This window comes from beta proteobacterium MWH-UniP1 (assembly GCA_036362785.1).
Taxonomy (GTDB): Bacteria; Pseudomonadota; Gammaproteobacteria; order Burkholderiales; family Burkholderiaceae_A; genus Lacustribacter.
Genome location: CP143625.1, coordinates 537,108 through 559,749, shown reverse-complemented (window position 1 = coordinate 559,749; position 22,642 = coordinate 537,108). Strand labels below are relative to the sequence as shown.

At 53.7% G+C, this 22,642-nt stretch carries 22 protein-coding genes and 1 pseudogene; 6 read left to right on the top strand and 17 right to left on the bottom strand.

Features of this window, described 5'->3' with window-relative positions; translation table 11 throughout:
* The 4 genes from AOB54_02725 to AOB54_02710 form a co-directional block, all read right to left on the bottom strand.
* A complete protein-coding gene (locus AOB54_02725; protein WVN42309.1) occupies window positions 1-942 on the bottom strand; it encodes an ABC transporter permease in 942 nt (313 codons plus the stop codon).
* Window positions 943-971: 29 nt separating this feature from the next.
* A complete protein-coding gene (locus AOB54_02720; protein WVN42308.1) occupies window positions 972-2,558 on the bottom strand; it encodes an ABC transporter substrate-binding protein in 1,587 nt (528 codons plus the stop codon).
* Between the two features lie 260 nt (window positions 2,559-2,818).
* Window positions 2,819-3,682, bottom strand: coding sequence for a DMT family transporter (locus AOB54_02715; protein ID WVN42307.1), 864 nt, complete (start codon window positions 3,680-3,682; stop codon window positions 2,819-2,821).
* A gap of 14 nt (window positions 3,683-3,696) precedes the next feature.
* The gene (locus AOB54_02710) at window positions 3,697-4,887 is read right to left on the bottom strand and encodes an amidase (protein WVN42306.1); all 1,191 of its coding nucleotides are present in this window, start codon (window positions 4,885-4,887) and stop codon (window positions 3,697-3,699) included.
* A 146-nt stretch (window positions 4,888-5,033) separates the two neighbouring features.
* Here AOB54_02710 and AOB54_02705 point away from each other — a divergent pair, with 146 nt between their 5' ends.
* Window positions 5,034-5,378, top strand: a complete 345-nt coding sequence (locus AOB54_02705) for a hypothetical protein (protein WVN42305.1) — start codon at window positions 5,034-5,036, stop codon at window positions 5,376-5,378.
* Here the strand turns inward: AOB54_02705 and AOB54_02700 are convergent.
* Together AOB54_02700 and AOB54_02695 are read right to left on the bottom strand one after the other, a co-directional pair.
* Window positions 5,367-6,647: an aspartate aminotransferase family protein gene (locus tag AOB54_02700; protein ID WVN42745.1), complete on the bottom strand. Its 1,281-nt coding sequence runs from the start codon at window positions 6,645-6,647 to the stop codon at window positions 5,367-5,369. The genes AOB54_02705 and AOB54_02700 overlap by 12 nt on opposite strands.
* Window positions 6,648-6,794: 147 nt before the next feature.
* Entirely contained in the window at window positions 6,795-7,793 is a 999-nt protein-coding gene (locus tag AOB54_02695) for an aldo/keto reductase (protein WVN42304.1), read from the bottom strand.
* Between the two features lie 34 nt (window positions 7,794-7,827).
* Between AOB54_02695 and AOB54_02690 the strand changes: the two are divergent.
* Window positions 7,828-8,610 (top strand): annotated as a pseudogene (locus AOB54_02690) (type IV pilus twitching motility protein PilT).
* On the top strand, window positions 8,607-9,461 hold the full coding sequence (locus tag AOB54_02685) for a GGDEF domain-containing protein (protein ID WVN42303.1): 855 nt from the start codon (window positions 8,607-8,609) through the stop codon (window positions 9,459-9,461). The pseudogene AOB54_02690 and the gene AOB54_02685 overlap by 4 nt, the downstream one beginning before the upstream one ends.
* A 74-nt stretch (window positions 9,462-9,535) precedes the next feature.
* Here the strand turns inward: AOB54_02685 and AOB54_02680 are convergent, their stop codons facing one another.
* Both AOB54_02680 and AOB54_02675 read right to left on the bottom strand, forming a co-directional pair.
* Window positions 9,536-11,164: a peptide chain release factor 3 gene (locus tag AOB54_02680; GenBank protein WVN42744.1), complete on the bottom strand. Its 1,629-nt coding sequence runs from the start codon at window positions 11,162-11,164 to the stop codon at window positions 9,536-9,538.
* A gap of 33 nt (window positions 11,165-11,197) precedes the next feature.
* Window positions 11,198-11,392 carry a DUF2892 domain-containing protein gene (locus AOB54_02675; protein ID WVN42302.1) on the bottom strand — a complete coding sequence of 65 codons (195 nt, stop codon included), beginning with the start codon at window positions 11,390-11,392 and terminating at the stop codon, window positions 11,198-11,200.
* Window positions 11,393-11,533: 141 nt separating this feature from the next.
* Here AOB54_02675 and crcB point away from each other — a divergent pair, with 141 nt between their 5' ends.
* Together crcB and AOB54_02665 are read left to right on the top strand one after the other, a co-directional pair.
* A complete protein-coding gene (gene crcB, locus AOB54_02670; GenBank protein WVN42301.1) occupies window positions 11,534-11,920 on the top strand; it encodes a fluoride efflux transporter CrcB in 387 nt (128 codons plus the stop codon).
* A gap of 61 nt (window positions 11,921-11,981) precedes the next feature.
* The gene (locus AOB54_02665; protein ID WVN42300.1) at window positions 11,982-12,734 is read left to right on the top strand and encodes a pseudouridine synthase; all 753 of its coding nucleotides are present in this window, start codon (window positions 11,982-11,984) and stop codon (window positions 12,732-12,734) included.
* A gap of 78 nt (window positions 12,735-12,812) precedes the next feature.
* Here AOB54_02665 and ahpF read toward each other — a convergent pair whose 3' ends face one another.
* The gene (gene ahpF / locus AOB54_02660) at window positions 12,813-14,405 is read right to left on the bottom strand and encodes an alkyl hydroperoxide reductase subunit F (protein ID WVN42299.1); all 1,593 of its coding nucleotides are present in this window, start codon (window positions 14,403-14,405) and stop codon (window positions 12,813-12,815) included.
* A 68-nt stretch (window positions 14,406-14,473) separates the two neighbouring features.
* Complete coding sequence (gene ahpC / locus AOB54_02655) at window positions 14,474-15,037, bottom strand: alkyl hydroperoxide reductase subunit C (GenBank protein ID WVN42298.1); 564 nt, start codon at window positions 15,035-15,037, stop codon at window positions 14,474-14,476.
* A 228-nt stretch (window positions 15,038-15,265) separates the two neighbouring features.
* Between ahpC and AOB54_02650 the strand changes: the two genes are divergently transcribed.
* On the top strand, window positions 15,266-16,219 hold the full coding sequence (locus AOB54_02650; GenBank protein WVN42297.1) for a LysR substrate-binding domain-containing protein: 954 nt from the start codon (window positions 15,266-15,268) through the stop codon (window positions 16,217-16,219).
* A gap of 70 nt (window positions 16,220-16,289) precedes the next feature.
* On the opposite strand, the gene AOB54_02645 is transcribed toward AOB54_02650, so the two are convergent.
* The 7 genes from AOB54_02645 to pxpB all read right to left on the bottom strand — a co-directional run bounded on the left by AOB54_02645 (window position 16,290) and on the right by pxpB (window position 22,626).
* On the bottom strand, window positions 16,290-17,171 hold the full coding sequence (locus AOB54_02645) for a DMT family transporter (protein WVN42296.1): 882 nt from the start codon (window positions 17,169-17,171) through the stop codon (window positions 16,290-16,292).
* Between the two features lie 13 nt (window positions 17,172-17,184).
* Window positions 17,185-18,486 carry a TRAP transporter large permease subunit gene (locus tag AOB54_02640; protein ID WVN42295.1) on the bottom strand — a complete coding sequence of 434 codons (1,302 nt, stop codon included), beginning with the start codon at window positions 18,484-18,486 and terminating at the stop codon, window positions 17,185-17,187.
* Complete coding sequence (locus tag AOB54_02635) at window positions 18,479-18,988, bottom strand: TRAP transporter small permease (protein WVN42294.1); 510 nt, start codon at window positions 18,986-18,988, stop codon at window positions 18,479-18,481. The genes AOB54_02640 and AOB54_02635 overlap by 8 nt, the downstream gene beginning before the upstream one ends.
* Before the next feature lie 28 nt (window positions 18,989-19,016).
* Window positions 19,017-19,991, bottom strand: coding sequence for a TRAP transporter substrate-binding protein (locus AOB54_02630; protein WVN42743.1), 975 nt, complete (start codon window positions 19,989-19,991; stop codon window positions 19,017-19,019).
* Window positions 19,992-20,083: 92 nt separating this feature from the next.
* The gene (locus AOB54_02625; protein ID WVN42293.1) at window positions 20,084-20,842 is read right to left on the bottom strand and encodes a 5-oxoprolinase subunit PxpA; all 759 of its coding nucleotides are present in this window, start codon (window positions 20,840-20,842) and stop codon (window positions 20,084-20,086) included.
* Between the two features lie 3 nt (window positions 20,843-20,845).
* Window positions 20,846-21,901: a biotin-dependent carboxyltransferase family protein gene (locus tag AOB54_02620; GenBank protein WVN42292.1), complete on the bottom strand. Its 1,056-nt coding sequence runs from the start codon at window positions 21,899-21,901 to the stop codon at window positions 20,846-20,848.
* On the bottom strand, window positions 21,886-22,626 hold the full coding sequence (gene pxpB, locus AOB54_02615; GenBank protein ID WVN42291.1) for a 5-oxoprolinase subunit PxpB: 741 nt from the start codon (window positions 22,624-22,626) through the stop codon (window positions 21,886-21,888). Before pxpB ends, AOB54_02620 begins: the two co-directional genes overlap by 16 nt.
* Window positions 22,627-22,642 lie beyond the last annotated feature (16 nt).

Below are 22,642 nucleotides of genomic sequence, written 5' to 3'. Positions count from 1 at the left end.
TCAATACCGAATTCTTGGATCGAAAATCATGTAAGAGAGATCAATTAATAAATTGATCAGGACATAGGCAGCAGAAAAGATCAGGATTACGCCCTGAATGATGGGATAGTCACGACGCAAGATCGCATCCACCGTAAGACGGCCCACACCCGGAATCGCAAAGACCGTCTCGGTCACCACGGCACCACTGATCAACAAGCCGATACCAATACCCACAATCGTGACAATTGGCACCGCCGCATTTTTAAGCGCGTGGCCCCAGAGGACTTGCTTTTCTTTCATACCCTTTGCAGTTGCGGTCCGGATATAGTCTTGGGCCAGAACATCCAGCACACTCGCCCGCGTAATCCGCGCAATCAACGCCGCATAGACCGTTCCCAAGGCAATACTGGGCAGAATCAGGTGCCGCAGCCAATCCCAAAGGCCCTCGCTGATCGGACGATAGCCCTGCACCGGCAGCCACTCCAGTGTGACCGAGAAAATCAGAATCAGGCCAAAGGCGAGCACAAAGACCGGCAATGAAAACCCAATCACTGAAATACCCATCACGGTCTTATCTAGAAAGCTTCCTGCACGAGCTGCTGCGATTGTGCCCAGGGGAACAGCCAGTAACAAGGACACCACCAAGGTGCACAGCGTCAACGAGATAGTCGGCTCAATCCGCTGGCCAATCAGACGTGACACCGGCAGATTGGTAAAGATAGAGGTGCCCAGATCCCCGTGGGCAAGCGCCCAGACCCAGTTACCAAAACGAACCAGAAAGGGATCGTCGAGGCCAAGCGACTGGCGAATCCGTTTGATGTCTTCGTCGGTTGCAATATCCCCAGCGATCACTGCTGCTGGATCACCGGGGGTCAAATAAAGAAGGGAGAAAACGAAGAATGCAACCACCGCCATAACGACGACAGTTGCACCCAAACGCTTTAAAACATAACTAAACAAAGCCTAAATCCTTTTTCAGTAAATACCGATTACTTCTTCTCGACGTTCCAAAGGAAGGCCATTGGCGCAACGATCACGCCAGACAGGTTGGTGCGATAAGCCGTGGGCAAGATGAACTGGGCCGTTGGCACATAGGGGAGGAACTCAAATGCACGACGTTGAACGGCCTCTGCAGCACGCTTTGCAGCGGCAGCATCAGGCGCCTTAAAGAAGGCTTCGCGCAAATCTTCCAGCTTCTGATCTTCTGGCCAGCCAAACCACGCCTTCTGGCCATTGCCACGGACAGCAAAGTTCACTGCTGGGTTCAAGAGGTCTGGACCCACCAACCAGGTGTGGAAGATCGACCAGCCACCTTTGGCAACTGGCTCTTTCGATGTGCGACGAGTAATCAGGGTGCCCCAATCACCTGCCTGCAGCTCAACATTTAAGCCAAGTTTTTTCAAAAGCTCGGTGGTGAGCAAGGACTGCGACTGCACGATCGGCTGGTCAGTTGCCGAAATGATCACGATCTTTTCGCCCTTGTAGCCGGCCTCTTTGATCAGCTGCTTGGCTTTTTCGAAATTGCGGGGACCCTTCATGGCCTCGGCGCCAACATCGCTGGCCAAAGGCGTGTCACAGGTAAAGAATGATGTGCAGACTTTACCGTTTTTGGGGCTACCGGCAATACCAAGCACATAGTCCTGCTGGTTCAAGACCATGGCAACAGCCTGACGCATTTTGGGATTGTTAAACGGTGGGTGCATGAAGTTAAATCGGATCATGCCCATGGACCCCAAGGGATCGATGTTGTCGACCTTCACACTCTTATTGCGGGCCAGAATTGGAATCAAGTCTGGGGGCAGTTGCTCCCACCAGTCGGCCTCACCAGCATTTAACGCGGCTGCGGCAGTAGCGGAGTCAGGAATGTAGAGCCACTCAACGCGGTCTACTTTCACGACTTTACCGCCCGACGCCCAAGACGGTGCCTCTTTACGAGGAATGTAGTCCTTGTTTTTCACATAGACCACTTTATTACCCGGCACCCACTCATCTTTAATCATCTTAAAGGGGCCTGAGCCTGTTGGGTCGGTGATGTTGGTAAACGGATCGGTCTTGGCAATGCGCTCCGGCATGATGAACGGAACGTTTGACGAGGGCTTGCCCAGCGCATCCAGCACAAAAGCAAAAGGCTGCTTCAGCTTTAACTCAAAGGTCTTGTCGTTGACCGCCCGCCAGCCTGCCGTTGCTTCCAGCATTTTCTGGCCAAGTGCATCACGCTTGGACCAGCGGTCAATCGAGGCAATCACGTCTGCCGAGCGCACAGGCGCACCATCGTGAAACTTCAGGCCATCGCGCAGGGTAAACGTATAGGTAAGCTTATCGGCACTGACCGTATATTTATCCACCATCTGCGGCTGGATCTGAAACTTGGCATCCATTGCAAACAAGGTGTCGTACACCATGTAACCGTGGTTACGCGTGATGTAAGCCGTAGTCGCAATCGGATCGAGAATACGCAGGTCTGCTTGCGCAATAAATCGAAGTGTCTTTTGGGGTTGAGCATGGGCAACGCCCATTCCCGCCACCGACGCAACGACTGCGCTGACCAGCATAAAGCGGCGAACAACTGATTTCATGAATGAAACTCCCAAAGAAAGTTAACGCACACAGCCTATCGCAAAATACGTGCCAGCCATCTTGGTGAAAGCCCGATGCGCACCCAGACTTCGTTTCGAACGTATGACAGGCAAAATTTGAAAAACGGGACTAAACACGCCACTGTCTTGGTGCGTTTTTTGTTAACGCAGTGCATTGCGATCAGGTTTGGTGCATCGCAAAAACCAGTCCGTCGCTAACTTTTTTTCGGCAACAAATGCTTACGGTTTTCAGCGATTACTTATTGCCGCCTGCCAATCGCAATCAAGGCTACCGTCAACACCGCCACCACCAAGAGACTTGCATCGATTTGGTCTCCCGCCAGGATTGCCGCAAAGCCTAACGTGATAAATAACTGCAGCAGTTGTACCTGACTGACACGTGCGACACCGCCTACCTGTAGTGCTTGGTACCAAAAGAAAAAGCCAATCCATTGGCTCATTAAGGCCAAGTAGACAAAGGCGAGCCAGGGTAAGGCGGGGCTCGATAAGACCGCACTATCAAACGTTAAGAAAGCGGCCGGCAGTGTAAACGGCAAAGAAAACAACAGCCCCCATGAAATCGCCTGCGGTCCAGAACAAAACCGCGCGGCCATCGCACCGCCGATATACCCCAGGCCCCCAACGATAATGCCAATGGCCATCAGACCATCGGCCAGCTGCCATGCCCCATCGGCGCGGCTGTACGCATACAAGCTGACCACGCAGGAACCAAGCGCTGCACATATCCAAAACCGAGCGGGTTGACGATCTTTTAGTAGCCAGGCGCCCAATGCTGCGGTCACAAAAGGAAGAACACCGTTTAAGACAGCAAGATGAGCGGGGGTGGAGTACATCATGGCCAACGAACTCATCAGCGGCCACGCAATCACCACCCCCAGCATGACCAGGCCGATCGGTAAAACTGCATCACGGCCAGGCCACCGCGCACCACTGGCCCAGAGATAAATTCCTGACAATATTCCCGCAATCGTTGCGCGCCCCGCCCAGATAAAGACCGGACTCATCCCCGGGCCCGACATGGCCAGCTTAGTGACCGGCAGTGTTGCGGCAAAGATAATCACGCCCAAAAGCCCGAGCGCCAAGCCTTTGATCGGTGGCGACATCTGCCCCACTCGGTTTAAGTACCAAACGTCTGCATAATCTGTTGGGCAAGACTGACCAAGGAACGATCACTGCCGCGCGGGCCAACCAACGACAAACCAAGCTGGGCCCCCTGATGATTCGCCACCGGCAAAGTGATTTGCGGTAAGGCGCCGTAGCCCGCAATACACAAAACCCGGAAGTTGGTCGCCCGATATTGGTCTAAGGCCGGCTCTGCCGTGCCCCTAAGCGGTGCTACCTGTGTCATGGTGGGAATCAACAAAACCCCATCCGTTTTCAAAATCGCGTCAATGTGATCTTGGAACCGCTTTCTAAACTCATGTCCTGCGTCGTATTGCGCGCGGGTCACCTGACGAGAAATCTCAAACCGGGCGGCGATTCCCTCACCCAGCACCGGAAGATCTTCTTGAATAAATTGACCATAGGTGGCCCAGGCTTCGAAGCCCTGAATCGACCGAAAATGCGTCAGCATCTGTTCAAACGACTCTAACGCAACCGTTGTGGTTTCCTGGCGCGCAAAACAGCCCCTGATCTTGGCTCTTGGGGCTGATAGCGATTGAGCAATTTCTGCTGAGAGTTCCGCCCAGGCATCTGAGGGTTCGATCACCCGCAGAGATTGGGGTAAGGGATGGGAATCATCCCCCAACAAGACATCGGCTACCCGAACAAAGGTGTTCATGTCGCGTGTCATCCAGCCGCAGGTATCAAAGCTTGGCGCCAAATCCATAGCACCCTGAAGACTCACTCGGCCATGAGTGGGTCGAATGCCAATCAATCCACAGTTGCTGGCCGGCGCCCGAACCGAACCCCCCGTATCGGTGCCAAGTGCAAAATCCACCAATCCAGCGGCGACCACCGCAGCCGACCCAGAAGAAGAACCCCCGGTGTATCGATCAGGATTTGCAGAGTTGATGGGTGCGCCAAAGTGGATGTTGTTACCAACAATTGAATAGGCCAGCTCCTCTGTGATGGCCTTGCCCACCAGTTCCGCACCGCTATCCAATAGCTTTTGGACAGTGGGGGCCGTGGTGTCTTTAATTCCAGATTTTGCAAGAATAGTGGCCTGCCCGCCGCTTGTGGGGTACCCGCGCACATCAATAAGATCTTTCACTGCGAATGTCAGACCAGACAAAGGACCCGATGCCGCATGGGGGGAAGGCACAGGCGGATATGGCATAAATCCATACTGAACGCTTAACTTTGACATCTGTCTCCTCGCTTGTGTATTTGTTGTGACTTATTACCAGAAGAAACATTGTTGTATCAGCGTTTTCTGGCCTGCAATATCTTAAAGCCAATTTTGAGCACGCCGCGTACCGAAGTATGATTTCCACCGATTCAAGAATGAGACCAATGTCCACATCGCTGCTCACCCAAGGCGTAACGCCACCCAAAATACTGGCCGTTCTTGTCACGGCAATCATCTCGGGCTGCGCGCCACGCGAGCAGGCCTTTGACTGTGTTCAGGCTGGGAACCCCACAGGCAATGACGAGTTGGTCATGTCACCCACCAGCGCACGTTTCCAATCGATCCGCTATGAATTTCGTAGTGAGCAGGCTGCACTTCGTATCTATGGACAAAAAGAAACTGGCCAGATTTTGGAATTCAATCCGGCCAGTGGGCTACTTCGTGTGAGTGCGCAGGACTGGTCCTGCAAGAAATACAGTCTTGATATTGAAAAGAAATTAAGGAATTGATTTCAGAACACGGCCCAAGACATCCACCATCTGATGGATCTGCGACTCTTCAACAATCAACGGTGGCGACAAGGCAATAATGTCGCCCGTCACACGAATCAGAATCCCGGCCTCCCAGGCGGCGACAAACGCCTCGTAAGCCCGGTGACCCACGGCACCTGGCCTTGAGGCCAGTTCAATACCGGCCACCAAGCCGAGATTGCGGATATCAATCACATTGGGCAAGCCGGCCAGACTGTGCACGGCCTCTTGGAATACGGACTCAAGCTTCAGTGCCCGAGTCAAGAGCTCGCCCTCTTCGTAAGCTTGCAACACGCCAAGCCCAGCTGCGCAGGCAAGTGGATGGCCGGAATAGGTGTAACCATGGGCGAACTCAATCGCACGCTCTGGCCCCTGCATGAAGGCATCATGAATGTCTTCCCGTGCAAACACCGCGCCCATTGGTACGGCGCCGTTAGTGATGCCCTTGGCGGCAGTCATCAGATCCGGGGTCACGCCAAACCGCTGGGCAGCAAACGGCGCGCCGATACGGCCAAACCCAGTAATGACTTCGTCAAAAATCAGCAAGATGCCATGCTTGTCACAGATCTCACGAACACGCTGCAGATAACCCACTGGCGGAATGAGTACACCAGTGGAACCCGCCATGGGCTCCATAATCACGGCAGCAATATTGGATGGGTCATGCAAGGCAATGATGCGCTCAAGCTCATCGGCAAAGTCTGCGCCGTGCTGGGGCTGGCCCTTTGAAAAGGCGTTACGGCTCAAATCGTGGGTGGAGCGTAGATGGTCAGTGCCACTCACCATAGCGCCAAAGACTTTGCGGTTGCCGGGAATACCGCCCACAGAAATGCCGCCAAAATTTACACCGTGGTAGCCGCGCTCTCGACCAATCAGGCGGGTGCGCGACCCTTCGCCGCGTGTACGGTGATACGCCAATGCAATTTTCAAAGCGGTCTCGACCGACTCTGAACCAGAGTTGGTGTAAAAGACTTTATTCAAACCCGGCGGCGCAAGCTCAACCAACTTGTTGGCAAGCTCAAAGGCCTTGGGGTGACCCATGTTGAACGTGGGTGCGAAATCTAAGTCGGCCGCCTGCTGCTGGATAGCCTTCACAACATGGGGATTGGCATGGCCCGCATTCACACACCACAGGCCCGCCACACAATCCAGCACCTGCCGCCCCTCCGGCGTGAAATAGTGCATTCCTGATGCCTTGGCGATTAAACGCGGTGCCTTTTTAAACGCCCGGTTAAAGGTAAACGGCATCCAAAAAGCATCTAAGGACAATTCATCTGCACTCGCCGAATGATGCGCGTTACGCACAAAGGAGTCGGTGAAGGTATTCATTACTTCTCCAAAAAAAGTCAGGCCAGCCGTAATCTTCCTCCCAGATGGGCTTTGCTGCAAGGCCAGCTAAAAGTCCTCAGTATCAACGCTGGCCTGGGCCACCATGTCGTAACGGCTTCCATGGACGCTGTTTTGATGGATCAATTCGCTGGTGCGCCGCAAAATATCGGAAGTGATCATCAGCCCAGAGGCAGACATGTTTTCTTCCAGATGTTCCACGCGGGTCGTGCCCGGTATTGGAAAAACATATTCCCCTTGCGCCAGAACCCAGGCCAAGGCCAACTGGGCCATGGTGCACCCCGCTTCGTCGGCCAGATCTTCAAAGGGGCTTAACAAGGCGACATTCTTTTCAAAAGCACCCGGCAAAAAGCGCGGCATCTTCTGCCGAAGATCAAAGGGATCGTGATCGGAAAGACTGGTGAATCGACCCGTCAGAAACTTTCGGCCCAATGGGCTAAAGGCCACCAGGCTCACCCCAAGTTCTTTGCAGGTATTCAATAGTGCAATTTCCGGGTTTCGAGTCCAGAGCGAATACTCGGATTGCACCGCAGTCACCGGGTAGACCGCGTGGGCCCGCCGCAAGGTCGCAGCAGAGATCTCGGAAAAACCAATGGTTCGAACCTTGCCCGCCCGCACCAACTCCCCCATGGTGTGGGCCACATCTTCGATCGGTGTTGTTTTGTCCCAGCGGTGCAGGTAATAAAGATCAATCACCTCTACGCCCAAACGCCTCAGGCTCTCATCACAATTCTGACGAATGGTGGCAGCACTACTATCAATTTTTCTTTGGTATCCGTTTTCAGTCATCTTGCCCGACAGGCCGCCCTTGGTGCACAAGGTAATGCGGTTACGGACTGGGCCGATCCATTTGGAAAGCAAGGTTTCGTTTAACCCAAAACCGTAGACTGCTGCCGTATCAAACAAGGTCACGCCGAGCTCTAGCGCACGATTCAAAATCTCATAGGATTTTTCGTCGGGGATCGGTTTGTCATAGCCATGACTGAAATTCATACACCCCAGACCAATTTCAGAGACCTGAAAGGGCCCTAACTGCCGAGTCTTCATATCAGAAGATAGCCCTTTTAACCGCTTGTTACTGCAAACGCGTGGCATCGGGGCAGCCTTTCGGGGCATTCCCAACGTCATGCCCACGCTTGAGGCACTCGGGTCGCCGAAAATATTCTCAAACTTTCTGGATAGGCCACGGGGTTTGGTGCTTGTGACCGGCCCCACCGGGTCCGGCAAATCCACCACGCTTGCCGCCATGGTCAATGCCTTGAACCGAACCAAGGCCCTACATATTCTGACCATTGAGGACCCCGTGGAATTTGTGCACCAGCCCGACAAGTGCCTGGTCAATCAACGGGAAGTGGGCAGTCAGACCAAGAGCTTTGCCAATGCCCTGCGGTCAGCCATGCGTGAAGACCCGGATGTCATCTTGGTGGGCGAGATGCGGGATTTGGAAACCATTCGCCTGGCGATCACGGCTGCAGAAACAGGCCATCTGGTCTTTGGCACCCTGCACACATCGGGCGCTGCCAAAACAATCGACCGAATCATTGATGTCTTTCCTGCAGAGGAAAAAGAAATGGTTCGCGCCATGCTCTCGGAATCGCTTGAAGCCGTGATCTCACAAGTCTTGTGTAAACGCAGAGATGGCAAGGGCCGTGTTGCCGCCTATGAAATCATGGTGGGTTCGCCAGCTATTCGCAATTTGATTCGCGAGGGCAAGGTCGCCCAGATGTACTCCGCCATACAAACAGGCAGTACCACTGGCATGCAGACACTGGATCAGAGCCTGCAGCAGCTTGTGTTGCAGGGGCATATTGATATCGCAGAGGCACGATCCAAAGCAAAATACCCCGAGGCCTTTACCGGATGAACGCGTTTATTTTCGCGCTTGATGTCATCGCCCTGATCGCTCAGATCGTGGCAATTGCGATTGCCACCAGTGCGTATCGCTACTCAGGAAAATATCGCGCCAGCTGGATTTTGGTCATCGCAGCTCTGATCATGATGGGCCTACGACGGATTCACCCGATCTTTGTCGGGCCAGTCGGAGGGCTGCATGCCGACGTGTATGTGCTCTTAGGCGCCCTGCTATCCATCTTCATGGCGGCCAGTATCGCGGGCTTGAGAAAAATCTTGATCGATCTAGACACACAAAACAAAGTGTTATCTCAATTTGTTCAGACTGACTCACTCACAGGCATCCTGAGTCGATCGGAAGCGCTATCGCGGGCCGAGCAAGAAATCGCCCGTAGCCGCCGCAAAAATGAGCCGCTTTCCTTTGTCATGATGGATATTGATCACTTTAAAAGAGTGAATGATCAATATGGCCACGCCATGGGGGATCGGGTCTTGGCTGGCTTGGCGGAAACCTGCCACAAGCAGATTCGAAATATGGATATCTTTGGCCGAGTGGGTGGCGAAGAGTTTTTATTTGTCTTTCCCGACACGCCCGCAGCCCAGGCCAAAGAAGTGTCTGAGCGCATTCGTCTTGCCGTAGCAAAAACAGGCTTTACCACAAGTGATGGCCGAGCATTTCACATCACCGTAAGTCTTGGTGTTGCGGAGTTTTACCCCAGCCACGAATCCCCGCATTTCAATCACGACGCCGAAGGGCTTGATATTGAAATTCGCGAAACATTTTTTAATCGGGCAGATGCTGCCATGTACCTGGCCAAACAGACCGGCCGAAACCGGGTCTGTATCTGGGCGCCGCCCAACTAGCTTGATCACACATCACTGGTTTGCGCGCACACCAGCGAATTCAATATCACGGAAAAAGTTGTGATTGCCTGGGCTTAGTTGCCCATCTCAGATTGGAAGATTAATCCGGCGTGTTCGCGCAGGGCATGAAACTGAATATCGGGCCAGCGTTCCTGCACCACGTCTAACTCTGACTTATGGGCAGTCAGTAGCACCGGTGCCCCAACCACATCCTCGGCCGTACGGTGGGCGTTTTCCTCTAGAAACTGGGCTAACTTTTTGGGGTTATCCGATGTGACCCAACGGGCCACATTAAATCGCGATGGCATCAGGCGAACTTCGGCACCGTACTCGGTGCTCAGCCGATGGGCCACGACTTCAAACTGCAACTGCCCAACCGCACCCAGCAACATGGCACCCCCCATGTGGGGGCGAAAGACCTGGATGGCCCCCTCTTCACCCAACTGCATTAAGCCGGTGCGGAGTTGTTTATTGCGCATGGGGTCTGCGGTCTCAACCATGCGGAACATTTCGGGCGCAAAAAACGGCAGGCCTTTGAACTGCAACGTTTCACCCTCGGTCAACGTGTCGCCCAAGCGAAGCAGGCCATGATTGGGCAGGCCGATGATGTCGCCTGCATAGGCTTCATCCAGAATATCGCGGCGTTGTGAAAGAAACGACAAGGCATTGTTACTGCGAATCTCTTTGCCATTGCGGCTGATTTTCATCTTCATGCCACGCTCAAACTTGCCTGAGCAGATCCGCAAAAAAGCCACCCGATCTCGGTGGGCAGGATCCATATTGGCCTGAACCTTGAACACTACGGCAGTGAACTTTGGCTCATCGGGTGAGACCATGCGCTGCACCGCGGCCCTTGGCCCGGGTGGCGGCGATAGGTCGGCGAGTGCATCTAATACTTCCTGAACGCCAAAGTTATTAATTGCTGAGCCAAAAAACACAGGCGACTGCCGGCCCGCCAAAAACTCTTGTCGGTCAAACGCCGGCATGGCACCTGAAACAAGCTCCACTTCAGCCAATGCCTCTTCCAAATCGGTGCCAAGGCGCGCCTTTAATGCGGGATCGTCGATCGACACGATGTCTTCTTCCGCCTGGCCCACCCGGTCTTCGCCGGGGCGAAAGAGCCGCATTTGCTGGCGGGCAATATCAATCACACCGGCAAATGACTTGCCCATGCCCACTGGCCAGGTAAACGGCACCACAGGCATGCCGAGCTCTGATTCAATCTCATCCATGAGATCCAGCGGCTTTTTAACTTCTCGGTCCAGCTTATTAATGAAAGTGATGAGCGGTGTATTTCTTGCCCGGCAGACTTCAATCAAGCGACGGGTCTGGGGCTCCACACCATTGGCGGCGTCGATCACCATGAGCGCGGAATCCACCGCAGTTAGAACACGATAGGTGTCTTCTGAAAAATCCTGGTGACCCGGCGTGTCCAGAAGGTTGATGATGCAGTTGCGGTATTCCATCTGCATGACGGAGCTCGCCACCGAAATACCCCGCTGCTTTTCAATCTCCATCCAGTCGGAGGTTGCATGCCGGCTGGCCTTGCGCGCCTTGACACTGCCTGCAATCTGAATAGCGCCTGCATAGAGCAGAAGCTTCTCAGTCAGGGTGGTCTTACCAGCGTCGGGGTGGGAGATGATCGCAAAACTTCTGCGGCGAGAGACCTCTTGGTCTCTCGTTAATTCTGAACTCACGGACAGCCTTTAGAAATCGAAAACGGCAGTGTACTGAATTTACTTCTGGGTCTTGCAGGTTTTAATGCCAATCAAAGAATAAAGTGGGCAACTGCCAATGGCGCCGGTGATCACGGGAATGATGCCGATATAGGCCCAAGAGCCCAAAGCACCCACAGCGGCCGAAGCGATCAGGGCCAGGCCCAGACCAATGCGGGACAAACGATCAATACCACCCATATTTTTTTGAAACATGTGTTGCTCCTTTGACAGGAAGTTTGCAGGGCGAGACCGACCCTGTGATTAAATATTCACCTAGACGAATATTATCAAAGGTCTACCCAAATCGGGCTACACTGCCCAGAGAAACAATCAGCCACACCAAAAAACCTGTCTATGCCCATCAAGTTGATGTCCGTGATCGCCATTTGCATCGGCGCAAGCCTTGGGGCCTTGGCTCGCTGGCAGCTGGCCGAGCGCTTAAATGGCAAGCTCAGCATGATCCCAATGGGCACGCTGGCGGCGAACTGGGTGGGTGCCTATTTGATCGGGCTTGCCGTGGCCTACTTTAGTGACACGCCCAAGCTATCGGAAGAGTGGCGCCTGTTAATCATCACGGGCTTTCTTGGCGGGCTCACCACGTTTTCTGCGTTTTCGGCTGAGGTGGTTGGTCTGCTTCAACAAGGCAAGTGGTTGTGGGCAGGGATAGAAATCTCTGCCCATGTCGTGGGCTCGATTATGTTTACGCTACTGGGCTTTGCGTCTTACGCGCTGATACGCTGACCCAAAAGTAATTATTCGCCAACGCCTCGACGCCCCGCAGATTTACTAGAAAAAATACCCCTTGGAACAAGAACGCATTCGTATTTCAAAAATTCTGGCGGATCGTGGCATCTGTTCTCGACGCGAGGCAGATCGCTATATCGAGCAGGGATTGGTGCTGGTGGATGGTGAAGTGGTGTCCGAATTGGGTGCACGCGCCCTGCCGAGTCAAAATGTTGAATTAGCAGCAGCGGCAAAACAACACCAGGCATCGCAACTCACAATTCTGCTCAATAAACCGATTGGCTTTATTTCCCATGCCGATGATGAGCGCGAATATCAGCCAGCCGCATCGCTGATCACGCCCGCCAATCTCTGGCGCGACCCACAAGCCAACCCCGCCAAAATCAAATTCCCCCCGCGAATTGCCACCAAGGGGCTCGCACCGGCTGGCCGGCTCGACATTGATTCCACTGGGCTATTGGTGCTCACGCAAGATGGCCGAATTGCACGGCTTCTCATTGGCGAAGATTCCCCAATCGAAAAAGAATACCTGGTGCGTGTGGAAGGCCAGTTGTCAGAATCCGGCCTGCAGAAGCTGAATCACGGGCTCTCACTGGATGGCGAAAAACTGAAACCCGCAAAAGTGTCATGGCAAAACGAAGACCAGCTGCGGTTTGTCTTGCGCGAGGGGAAAAAACGGCAGATTCGCCGGATGTGCGAATTGGTGGGGCTAAAGGTAGTGGGGCTAAAGCGAATTCGGATTGGCCGAGTAAAACTCGGGGCCTTGCCCATGGGCCAGTGGCGGCCCCTGGCACCCTGGGAAAAATTCTAGGTTCTCAACGCCAACACAAAACGGGGCAGACGATACGCTGCCCCGTTTTCTTTTCAGACTTTTCTCACCCTAGTAGCGTTAGGCCGCAACCGCCGCAGAGGCTTCCTCCGCCGCTGCCGGTGTGCGAATCAGGTAATCAAAGGCGCTCAAGGCCGCCTTCGCACCCTCGCCCGCAGCAATCACAATCTGCTTATAGGGCACCGTGGTCACATCCCCAGCAGCAAACACTCCGGGAATATTGGTGTGGCACTTGGCATCCACCACAATCTCGCCGTATTTGCTGAGCTCGACTGTGCCCTTTAAAAACTCGGTGTTCGGCACCAAACCAATCTGCACAAAAATGCCTTCCAGCGCAATGTGGTGCTCTTCCCCTGTGGCACGGTCTTTGTAACGAATACCGTTGACCTTATTCCCATCCCCCGTAATTTCGGTGGTCTGGGCATTGGTGATAATGGTGACATTGGGCAAGCTCTTAAGCTTGCTAATCAACACGGCGTCTGCCTTTAACTGATCGGCAAACTCAATCAAGGTGACATGGGCCACCACACCCGCCAAGTCGATCGCTGCCTCAACGCCCGAGTTACCACCACCAATCACCGCCGTGCGCTTGCCTTTGAACAAAGGACCATCGCAGTGGGGGCAGTAAGCCACGCCTTTGTTTTTGTATTCCTGCTCGCCGGGTACATTGACATTACGCCAACGGGCACCGGTAGACAGAATCACACTGCGCGACTTCAAAATAGCGCCGTTTTCCAGCTCGACTTGCACCAGACCGCCAGCGACATCTGCCGGGATCACGCGCTTAGCACGCTGCAAATTCATAATGTCAACCTCATACGCACGCACCTGGGCTTCCAGGGCAGCAGCGAACTTGGGGCCGTCGGTCTCAAGCACCGAGATGTAATTCTCAATGGCCATGGTGTCGTTGGTCTGCCCACCCATGCGCTCGACCGCAATACCAGTACGGATGCCTTTACGTGCCGCATACACCGCGGCAGCAGCACCCGCCGGGCCACCACCCACCACCAGCACATCAAACGGGTCTTTGGCGTTTAAGCGGGCAGCATCACGCTCTGCTGAGTTGGTATCCAGCTTGGCAATGATCTCTTCCACCGTCATACGGCCCGAGCCAAACATCTGCCCATTCAAAAAGACCATGGGAACAGCCATCACCTGACGGGCATTCACTTCGTCTTGATAAAGTGCGCCGTCAATCGTGACCGTTTTGATTTTGGGGTTCAGTACCGCCATTAGGCTTAACGCCTGCACCACATCGGGACAGTTGTGGCAAGACAAGGACATGTAAACCTCGAAATTGAAGTCACCTTCCAATGCCTTGATCTGCTCGATCACAGCAGGCTCTGCCTTCGGTGGGTGACCACCCGCCCACAGCAACGCCAACACGAGCGATGTGAACTCATGACCCAAGGGAATGGCTGCAAACCGAAGGTGCATGTCAGTGCCAGCCCGACGAATGCCGAAAGACGGCTTGCGCTGATCGTTGCCATCAAACTGAACTGTGATCTTGTCGGACAAGATCGCCAATTGCTCTAAAAGATCACGCAGCTCTTTGCCGGCGGCAGAGTCATCTAACGATGCCTCTAACACGATCGGCATCGTGACGCGTTGCAAATAGGCTTTCAGTTGGGCTTTTAAATCATCGGTCAGCACAGCAATTCCTTTCAATGGGCAGGCAAAGCCCCGGGGGCATGACACCCCGGGGATACGTCTTAATGGATTTAGATCTTGCCAACGAGGTCCAGTGATGGGGCCAGCGTCTGTGCGCCAGGAGTCCACTTGGCGGGGCAGACTTCACCCGGGTGGGATGCCACGTACTGGGCAGCCTGCACTTTGCGCAGCAGCTCCTTGGCATCACGGCCAATGCCGTTGTCATGGATTTCGCACAGCTTGATCTGGCCTTCGGGATTGATCACAAACGTGCCACGCAGTGCCAGGCCCTCTTCTTCGATCATCACATCGAAGTTACGGGTGATCGTGCCAGTGGGGTCGCCGATCAGCGGATAACGGATCTTGTTGATGGTCTCAGATGTGTCGTGCCATGCCTTGTGGGTGAAATGGGTGTCGGTCGACACACCGTAAATCTCAACACCGAGTGACTTGAAGGTGTCGTAATGGTCGGCCAGGTCGCCCAATTCGGTGGGGCAGACGAAGGTGAAGTCAGCGGGGTAGAAAAACACCACGGACCACTTGCCCTTCAGGGTGTCTTGGGTCACGGGCACGAACTTGCCGTTGTGATAGGCGGTTGCCGAGAAAGGCTTGATTTCGGTGTTGATAATCGACATGTTGTTTCCTTTAAAAAGAAGGGATCGTTAAGTCAAAGGGAAATTACGGGGTTAATTCGTTTTCAGCGCCTGAGAACAGGCGACAACCGGAATTCTGAAGATAACCTTGTCATTCGTCCAACAAATAATTACGATATTAATAATCGAATAAATCGATTAATAGGGTCCCCCCTGCATTGCCCAGACGACGAATCGACCGCCCGCTACACAACCACCGAAAGGATTTCTATGGCCGCCCTGCCTTCGCTTCGACAACTCCGCTACCTGGCCACGCTTGCCGAGACCCTGAATTTCACCCGGGCCGCCGAACTCTGCTTTGTCAGCCAATCCACGCTCAGCGCCGGACTGAAAGAGTTGGAATCCACTCTGGGGCTACAGCTCTTTGAGCGAGACCGCCAATCGGTGGCGCTCACCCCTGCGGGCAAGGCCGTTTTAGAGCGGGCAAAGGAGCTTCTGGCATCTGCTGAAGATTTGGTCGCCCTGGCCCACACATCTGGCGCTCCCATGCAGGGCATGATCCGGCTGGGCATCATTCCCACGATTGCGCCCTTTATCCTGCCCAAGATCGTGCCGGATCTTCGCCAGCACTACCCCCAGCTGAAATTTGCCCTGCGCGAGGATTTGACCGAAAACCTGCTGGCCAGGCTGCGTAATCGCCAATTGGATATGGCGATCATTGCCCTGCCTTACGAGACCGAAGGGCTCGTGACCAAGGTGTTGTTTGATGACGAGTTTTGGCTTGCCGCCCGAAAAGACGACCCGGCGCTTCAGGGCAAACGCGTGACACTTCCGGCCAAGGTGGCCGAGCGACTGCTACTGCTCGAAGAAGGCCACTGCCTGCGCGAACACACCCTGCAGGCCTGCAAGCGGGCGGAAATTGCGAGTGCAGACAATATCGAGGCCACCAGCCTGCTCACGCTCGTTCAAATGGTGGAATCGGGCATGGGCATCGCCCTGGTTCCAGAGATGGCCATTCGCAGCGGTCTTTTGAATAACACCGAACTGGTTGCAAGACCACTTGAGACGCCAGCACCCAAACGCACTATCGCGCTGGTGGCGCGGACATCGACACCCCATATCCGAGAGTTTGAATTGATTTCAGCGGCAATTATTGCGCAACACCGGCAAAGCAACCGAGCGGTGACGACGACACTGCAGAGGCGTAGAGCCCTAAAACAGTAAACGTATAACGCGATTGTGCTGGGTGCGAGACTTATATGAATCACCCAGTGATCGATTTATGGATACGGACTCAGGCAAGTTTAGATCGCTTTCGGTGACGATGCTGGACCAGCCAAAGCCCTGACCCTACTATCACCGCCATTCCAAGCAGCGACCAGTTGTCAGGAAAGGTGGCAAATACAAGCCAGCCCAAACCAATGGCCCAAACCATCTGTAGATACACAAACGGCGTGAGCGTGGCAGGTGGCGCCCTGTAAAACGCCAAGACAAATAGCAAGTGGCCAAGCCCGCCAAAAACGCCAATACCAGCCAGCAGAAGGATTTGGCGTATCGACGGCATAGCCTCAATCCCTACCGTCAAAAGCAGCACGGACGCGCCAATGGCACCCACCAAGCCACTGTAGAAAAAAGTGGTGAAGGGATTATCTTCAGTGAGCTTACGCGTTAATAGTTGAAAAATGGCATTCAAAAACGCCATCAAACCAATCAGCAGAGCGCCGAAATGAAAAACATCGGTGCCAGGGCGGACGATCAATAAAATACCCGAGAAGCCAATCGCAGCAACCCACTTGTCACTTCTGGCAACCTGCTCATTGAGCATCGGAGCGGATAACAACGCTACCCAGATGGGAGCGGTAAAGGAAATCGCTGCAGCCTCGGCTAACGGCAAATATTGCACACCGCTAAAAAACAAAACGGTTGTCGAGGCCAACAATACAGACCGAACCAACTGAAGCCTCGGCCGCGAACTTTTCCAAAAATTTTTGCCAGCAAACCGATAGGACAAAGGCAAAGAAATAGCCACCTGCCCAATGTAACGAGCCCACACCAAGAGCAAGAGGCTGACCTCAGAGATCACCAACTTTCCCATGGCATCAATACTGCTCAAACAAAACCCGCCAGCAACAAAAAAAGCCAGGGCCGCCCCCATCTGCGCGGTCTGATGCGTCATGCGATCCGCCCGATTAAAGCTTCATTTGGGCCGGTAGCCAAGTTACAAGCTGCGGAAATAGATAAATAATAAACACCGCAAAAACCATCAAAAAGAACATGGGAAGTGTCACTTTTGCAATGTAACCGAGCGGCTTTTTCGTCATGCCTTGGAGCACAAACAAATTAAAGCCTACCGGCGGTGTAATTTGCGCCATTTCAACAACAAGCACCAGAAAAATTCCAAACCAGACCAGATCGATTCCGGCGCCAGAAATGGTTGGCAGAATCACCCCCATGGTCAGCACAATCACCGAGATGCCATCTAAGAAGCACCCAAGAATGATGTAAAACACCATGAGCGCCAGGATCAACTCAAACTGCGACAACCCCAGAGTACCGATCCACTCAGCCAAATGACGAGGCAGACCGATGTACCCCATGGATAACGTGAGAAATGCGGCTCCCGCCAAAATGAAGGCGATCATGCAGTAGAGCCGAGTAGCACCCATAAACGCATCCTTCAGGCTCTTCCAATTCAAAGTTCGCTGTACCGCCGACAAAACCAAGGCGCCAACGACACCCACTGCAGCAGCCTCGGTAGCGGTGGCAATCCCAAGATAAATGGAGCCAAGAACGCTCGCAATCAGGGCCATCACGGGCAAGAGGCGTGAGACCTCTTTGAATTTCTGAACAAAAGTAAGTACGTCAGTGTTCTTTGGAATCTGCGAAGAGAATATTAAAGACCAAACGATGATGTAAGCAGAAAAGAGGCCCGCGAGAAGAAACCCAGGAAAAACGCCAGCGATAAATAACTTCGATATCGAAACCTCGGCAGTCACCCCATAGACAATCATGATGATGGATGGAGGAATCAACAGCCCCAAGGTCCCGGCGCCCGCAAGGCTTCCAATCACCAGGCCCTCGGGGTAGCCACGACGCAACAGCTCCGGCAAAGTCATCTTGCCGATCGTGGCGCAAGTAGCGGCACTCGAACCAGAGACGGCCGCGAAAATCGTACAGCCCAAGACATTGGTGTGTAGCAAACGGCCTGGTACGCGGCCCAGCAGCGGGGCTAGGCCACGAAACATATCTTCTGAGAGCCGGGTTCTAAAGAGAATCTCGCCCATCAGAATAAAAAGCGGTAAGGCTGTCAAGGTCCAGCTTGATGAGGCCCCCCAAATGGTCACAGCCATTGCATCACCCGCTGGCCGGGATGTGAACAATTGCATCGCAATCCAAGCAACACCCGACAGCGTTAACCCGACCCAGACCCCACTACCGAGTATTAAGAAAAGGGTTAAGACTAAAAGACCTGCAATCCACGGATCACTCATGCCGCAACGCCTCCGTGGGTGATACAAGCTGGTCAGGATGACGAAGGTGGCTAATCAAGCGATCAATCACCGCAATTGCAAAAATGACTGCGCCAATCGCCATGGATAGCTGGGGAATCCAAAGCGGGGTGGCATCCATTGACGTGGACACGTCGTTAAATTCAATCGACTGCATCACAAGGCGAACGCTAAAAATCGCCAACAAAACTGCCAGCAAACTGCTCGCGCCCAGAGCCCACCCCTCGACCCAGTGCCGACTACGTCCTGATGCCATACCCAAAAAGAAGGTCACTCGAATATGTTCGTTTCGAACAAAAGTGTGCGCCAAAGACAAAAAACCACTGGCCGCCATGAAATAGCCCGCGTAGCCGTCCAGACCAGACAGATTCCACTCGAACTCACGGCTTGCGATAGTGAGCAAAACCATTACAAGCAAGGCGACCAAAAACAACGCCGCCATCACGGCGGCGCTGTCATAAAGTGCATTTAAAAATCGACGCATTTTTTATATAAGTATATTTCAGCCCTGATTACTTCCGAAATGCATTAATCGTTGCCTGGCCATCGGAACCTGCTTTTTTCAGCCACTCATCAAGCATCTTTGCGCCAACTTTTTGAAGTTCAGCTTTTAGCGCTGGCGAAGGTGCTGACACCGTCATGCCGTTTGCCTTAAGCGCAGCGGTAGTGTCTGCTGTGACTTTTTTCGAGACTTCCCAACCACGCTTTTCTAAATCTGCGGCCACTTTCAAAAGAGCACTACGGGTGGCAGGATCAAGCGCATCCATTGCTTTTTTATTCACCAAAACTGCATTTTTAGGCAACCAAGCTTGGACATCATAGTAGTACTTCATCTGGTCCCACATCTTTGTGTCAACGCCTGTCGAACCCGAAGTCATGGTGGCCTCAATCACACCGGTGGCCATTGCTTGGGATAGCTCTGCCGCCTGAACCGTGACTGGCTGTGCCCCCACCAACTCTGCAATACGGCCTGTTGCTGGGCTGTAGGCACGCCACTTGATGCCTTTTAAATCGGCAATGTTATTAATGGGTTTTTTCGAATAAATGCCTTGTGGGGGCCAGGGCACGGAGTAAAGCAACACGATTCCCTGTGCTGCCAATTTCTTTTCCAAAATTGGCTTTTGGGCGTTCCACAGTTTCAGTGCCGAGTCATACGTGTCTGCCAAAAACGGAATACCGTCAGCACCGTAAATTTGGTCTTCATTTTGCAGGTTTGCAAAAATGATCTCACCAGCCTGAGCCTGCCCGCCCTGGACAGCACGCTTGATCTCAGGCGCCTTAAACAATGAGGCAGCGGAGTGCACTGTGATCTTCAACTTACCAGCTGTTGCCTTGTCCACTTCTGCGGCAAACTGATTCAGCAGTTGAGTGTGAAAATTACCCGGCGCATAAGCAGACGGCAGATCCCATTTGGTCTGCGCCTGTGCGCCTGAAGACATCATGATCGCCGCTGCAGAGCCGATCGCGGCAACTGATTTCCAAAACATACGCATGGCAATACCCCTTATAAAAAACAAATAAAACGCTAGCCCGTGATCATAAACGAGTGGCGCTGGCTTATGCGGCAATCAAAGGCGAATTAGGGAAACGCCTTAATACCAACCCCGTGATCGGCGAGTCGTGTCCGTAATGCCTGGGCAAACGCTAGGGCGCCGGTCTGGTCGCCATGCAGGCAGATGGTGTCCGCCCGAACGGAAACTTGTTTGCCGGTAACAGACGTGCACTGCCCTGTGGTGACCATGGTCAAGACCTGATTGATCGATTCAGATTCTTCCGTGATTAAAGCCCTGGGGTCAGTCCGGGGTACCAACAACCCGGAATCAAGATAGCGGCGATCGGCGAAAACCTCGGAGGCTACGGTAAGCCCCACATCACGGGCGACTTTTTCGGTGACACTACCCGAGAGCACCGTGATGGACACGTTGTCCCCAAGCGCCTGAACAGCCCGCACAATACCTTTTGATAAGTTCAGGTCGTTCGAGGCCATGTTGTAAAGGGCCCCGTGTGCCTTGACATGGTGTAACCGAGAACCATGGGCCTGCGCAAAAGCACGTACGGCCCCAGACTGGTAAAGCACCAACTGGTAAGCCTCGTCTGGGCTGATTGCCATATTTCGCCGCCCGAAACCCTGAAGGTCCGGTAGCCCGGGGTGGGCACCAATCGCCACGTTATGCTGCACTGCGAGGGCGACGGTCTGATCGATCGTTCGAGGATCCCCAGCATGAAAACCGCAGGCAATATTGGCGCTGGTGAGATAAGGCATCAAACCAGCGTCATTGCCCATTTTCCAGGCGCCAAAACTTTCCCCAACATCCGCATTCAAATCAACTGTTGCCATACCCTATAACCCCATTAATTTCGAACGCACCGCCTGACGCAATTGCAGCATTTCAGCCGCCCTGTTACTGCGAAGCGCATCAGCCTGCTGCAGATCTACCAGTTTGAATATTACTCGGGCAGAGGGGCCCGCTTGGGCGAGCTCTCGCTCCATCCCGCCGACCACCTCGAGAATTCTCGGATAACCACCGGTCGACTGGTGCTCCGCCAAAAGTACGAAAGGTTTGCCTGCCGATGGAAGCTGGACCGTTCCCTCGCGGACGGGCTCACTGTCAAGGTTTACAAAGCCCGCTGTATGTAAGGCCTGTCCTTCGAGTGCCAGTCCCTGTCGATTGCTCCTTGAGCTGACTTGCCAGGCTTGAGTGAGCAGCTGTTTTTTATCTGCATCACTTAACCAATCGAAATGTCGGCCAGGAAGCGCAGCAAGTTCAATGATGGGCCAAGTCTTTGGGACACCAGAGGGAACCGACCACCGTGTGGTTAGCACTGTGGTTGATTCACCTTGGTTCGGAGTGTGTGAATTTGATTCCGCCAAGAGGCATGCTTTGAGTCGAGCGGTGGCTGACACCGAACTCAATCCCAGGGCTAGAGTCGTGGGCTCGGCGATACGGGGAAGACTGACTTCGGCGGCAAGGTGGCTTGCACGACTTCCCAAGATCTGTGGAATCTCAATTCCGCCGGCAATCGCAAGCCATGCACGAAAACCGGCAGCTGGTGCTGGCCAACGAATACTGCTATGCGGAGGCACAATTACCGGGCGGCCGGGCGAAACCCGACATGTTGCGCCATTAGACGATGTCAACACGGCATCTATCCAAGCACCTGCAAACGCAATCGCCGTTTCCTGTGGAAAAAATATTGTCGGGCCCATTCCGGTCAACTCTAGCCCCGCATCTGCTTCATCATTACCGATTAATAAATTAGCGATCGCTAATTGCTGGCGATCCATCGCGCCAGCGCGCGATAAAGCCATGTGTAAAAGACCAACTCGGCCTTGGTCCTGAACGGTCGTGAGCAGACCGGGCTTATCGATCCGAATGGCGCTCAACGTTTTGCCCATAGCCTATCAAACGCCGCTGTTGTTATTGATTCAAACTTTACGGTGTCTCCCAGCCCCAAAAAAGACGGGGCTGCGCGACAGGGATCAAACAAACGTAATGGGGATCTACCAATCAAATTCCACCCCCCCGGCGTGGCACTCGGGTAGACCGCGCATTGATTGCCAGTGATGCCAAGCGAACCAACGGGCACAACCGGCCGGGGTGTTGGAAGCCGTGGGACACAAAGACGGCCATCTAATCCGGACATATAGGCAAAACCCGGCATAAACCCCATTACCTCCGCAAGATAGACGCCCGAAGAGTGAAGCTTGATCACTTCATGGGTATCTAAGCCCGTTAGTTCGGCAACCCTTGCCAAATCCGGCGCCATCGCTTGGTCGTAACACACAGGAATGACTTTCTCGGCACCAGCCGGTGGCACTTTGCCAAGACTATCGCTTGCCAAACGCCCAAGCTCCTGAGCGCAATACTGTCGTTTGGCAGGCGACCGAGATTCATTGCGCAGGACCACGGCCAACGATGCTACTGCTGCAACTGATTCTAGGCAGTAGCCTGGTCGACTCGACTCTAATTGAGCCCAAAATGCCCTGACGGACTGATTGGCATTAGACGTTGCCGAAAAATCAATCAAAATCATGTCATCGCCACACGGCGCGACCGTGATTAGACCACCTTCTTGAACAGAAGGCTGCAACTGCGCACTTGATAAAGACGTTTTTTTCATGGCAATCAAAGTCTAC